The 2,912-nt window shown below is 62.8% G+C and carries 4 protein-coding genes; all 4 read left to right on the forward strand.

From position 1 onward, the window contains the following. The first annotated feature begins 72 nt into the window (after window positions 1–72). Window positions 73–513 (forward strand): type II 3-dehydroquinate dehydratase, encoded by a 441-nt coding sequence (aroQ, locus tag QWB57_RS10335; RefSeq protein ID WP_223625479.1) that lies wholly within the window; start codon window positions 73–75, stop codon window positions 511–513. A gap of 20 nt (window positions 514–533) precedes the next feature. Continuing rightward, entirely contained in the window at window positions 534–1,004 is a 471-nt protein-coding gene (accB, locus tag QWB57_RS10340) for an acetyl-CoA carboxylase biotin carboxyl carrier protein (protein ID WP_223625476.1), read from the forward strand. A 93-nt stretch (window positions 1,005–1,097) separates the two neighbouring features. Then, a complete protein-coding gene (gene accC, locus QWB57_RS10345; RefSeq protein ID WP_223625473.1) occupies window positions 1,098–2,465 on the forward strand; it encodes an acetyl-CoA carboxylase biotin carboxylase subunit in 1,368 nt (455 codons plus the stop codon). Window positions 2,466–2,535: 70 nt separating this feature from the next. Next, window positions 2,536–2,912 (forward strand): hypothetical protein (locus QWB57_RS10350; protein ID WP_288969439.1); only part of this gene is annotated, 377 nt, incomplete at its 3' end.

Here is a 2,912-nt window from a genome sequence, read left to right on the forward strand (position 1 = left end):
GGCAAAAGTTCGCCGAACTGGACAGCATTGCTCATCTGCGCGACACTGCACGCCGCTTTTGGAAGGACGCCCATGGCCAAGCTGCTGCTCCTGCACGGCCCCAACCTCAACTTGCTCGGCACGCGCGAGCCGGAGGTCTATGGACACACCACGCTGGCCGATATCAATGCCGATCTGGCCGCCCGTGCACAGGCCGCCGGGCATGCGCTGGAGGCGTTGCAGTCCAATGCCGAACACGTGCTGGTGGACCGCGTGCAAGCCGCCCGCGTGGACGGCACCGCGTTTATCCTGATCAACCCGGCCGCCTTCACCCATACCTCGGTGGCGCTGCGCGATGCGCTGGCCGCTGTGGCCATTCCCTTTATCGAAATTCACCTGTCCAACCCACACCGCCGCGAACCCTTCCGCCAGCACAGCTATTTCAGTGACCAAGCGGTCGGTGTGATTTGCGGCTTCGGGGCCGACTCCTACCGCTATGCGCTGGATGCTGCCCTGCAGCGTCTGGCCGCCTAATTTCAACAGGACTTCTCTGTATGGACCTTCGCAAAATCAAAAAACTGATCGACCTGCTGGAAGAGTCGAACCTCGCCGAAATCGAAATCAAGGAAGGCGAGGAATCCGTGCGCCTGGCGCGGCTGCCCAAAGGCGGCCCAGTTGCCGCACCCGCGCCGGTAATGCAGCACGCGGCCGCACCCGTCATGCCCATGCAATCCCCCGTGCAGGCGGCGACTGGCGGCAGCCACAAACCCGCCGGCCCGGAATTGCCGCCCGGTCATGTGGTGCGCGCGCCGATGGTAGGCACGTTCTACACCAGCCCCGCCCCCGACAAGCCGGCGTTCGTCAGCGTGGGTCAAGCGGTCAAGGCCGGCGAAACGCTGGGCATTATCGAAGCGATGAAAATGTTCAACCCGATCGAGGCCGATGTCTCCGGTACCGTGCTCGCCATCCAGTGCGAAAGTGGCCAGCCGGTGGAATTTGACCAGCCGCTGTTTGTGATTGGGTGAGCAGGGGATTCGAGCGCCGCAGGCACTCGCCTGTGAACGCCCGCCGGCATGCCTGCCGGTGGGCCGGACGGACTGGAAACTGAGACAACGACCATGCTCGAAAAAGTAGTCATCGCCAACCGTGGCGAAATCGCGCTGCGCATCCTGCGCGCTTGCCATGCGCTGGGTATCCGCACCGTGGCCGTGCATTCCACCGCCGACCGCAATCTCAAGCACGTCGCGATGGCCGATGAGTCGGTGTGCATCGGCCCGGCAGCGTCGGCCGATAGCTACCTCAATATGCCGGCGATCATTGCCGCCGCCGAGGTCACCGACGCCCAAGCCATCCACCCTGGCTACGGCTTTCTCTCCGAGAACGCCAATTTTGCCGAGCGCGTGGAGCAATCCGGCTTCATCTTCATTGGCCCCAAGGCCGACACCATTCGTCTGATGGGCGACAAGGTGGAAGCGATCCGCGCGATGAAAGCCGCCGGCGTGCCCTGCGTGCCCGGCAGCGGCGGCCCATTGGGCGACGATGCCGCCACCAATGTGAAAATTGCGGCAGAGATCGGCTACCCGGTGATCGTCAAAGCCGCCGGCGGCGGCGGCGGTCGTGGCATGCGCGTGGTGCATACCGAAGCCGCACTGGTGAACGCCATTGCCACCACCAAGCAAGAAGCCAAGGCCGCGTTCGGCAACGACATGGTCTATATGGAAAAATTCCTGGAAAACCCGCGCCATGTGGAAATCCAGGTGCTGGCCGACGGTCAAGGCAACGCCATCCACCTGGGCGAACGCGATTGTTCGATGCAGCGCCGCCATCAGAAAGTGGTGGAAGAAGCCCCCGCTCCCGGCATCACCGACGCGCAGCGCGCCGAAATCGGCAAGGTCTGTGTGGAGGCCTGCATCCGCATCGGCTATCGCGGCGCGGGCACATTTGAATTCCTGTTCGAAAACGGGCGCTTTTATTTCATCGAAATGAACACCCGCATCCAGGTGGAACACCCGGTGACCGAGCTGGTGACCGGAATGGATCTGGTGCGCGAACAACTGTTGATTGCCGCCGGCCACAAGCTGTCGATCAGGCAGTCGGATGTGGTGCTGCGCGGCCATGCCATTGAATGCCGGATCAATGCCGAAGACCCGGACACCTTCTTCCCCAGCCCCGGCCTGATCGAGCATTTCCACGCCCCGGGCGGCCCCGGCGTGCGGGTGGATTCGCATATTTACGAAGGCTACCGGGTTCCACCGAACTACGATTCGATGATCGGCAAGCTCATCGTGCATGGCGCGACCCGCGAACAAGCGATTGCGCGGATGCGGGTGGCGCTGAGCGAGATGGTGGTGGACGGCATCAAGACCAATATCCCGCTGCAACAGCGCATCCTCGCCGATGGCGGCTTCTGCCAAGGCGGGCAGAACATCCACTATCTGGAAAAGCGGCTGGCCGAACGCAAGGAAAAGGCGCTGTCGATCCTGTAAATGCAAGCATGGCCGGTTTGCGGGCTGATTTTCGCTACAGTGAAGATCAGTCCCCGGATCGGAGTTTGTCATGCGTCGTCGCCACACCCTGTACCTAGCCCTGTCCTGCACTCTGCTGGCGTTACCAGCGGCCAGCCAACAGGGCAAGACGCCGCCGACCAATCTCTTCATTGATGTGGCCACCCACAATATGGCCGGGATGCCGGACATGGGCGGGATGCTGGGCGGCCTGGGCGGCTTCATGGCGCGCCGCATGGGCGGGGCCGATACCAGCAAGCCCACCTACCCCACCGCGCGGCATGCAGGCCTGACCGGGCAATACCTCGATATCGCCCTGCACAACACGCTCAAACCGGGGGTGGAAGCACAGGACCTGATTCCATCCGGCCTGAATCTCGGCAAATCGCTGACCTTGATTCCAGTCGAACCCAGCCACTCTGAAAAGGG

The sequence above is a fragment of the uncultured Thermomonas sp. genome (assembly GCF_937872235.1).
GTDB classification, from domain to species: Bacteria; Pseudomonadota; Gammaproteobacteria; order Xanthomonadales; family Xanthomonadaceae; genus Thermomonas; species Thermomonas beijingensis.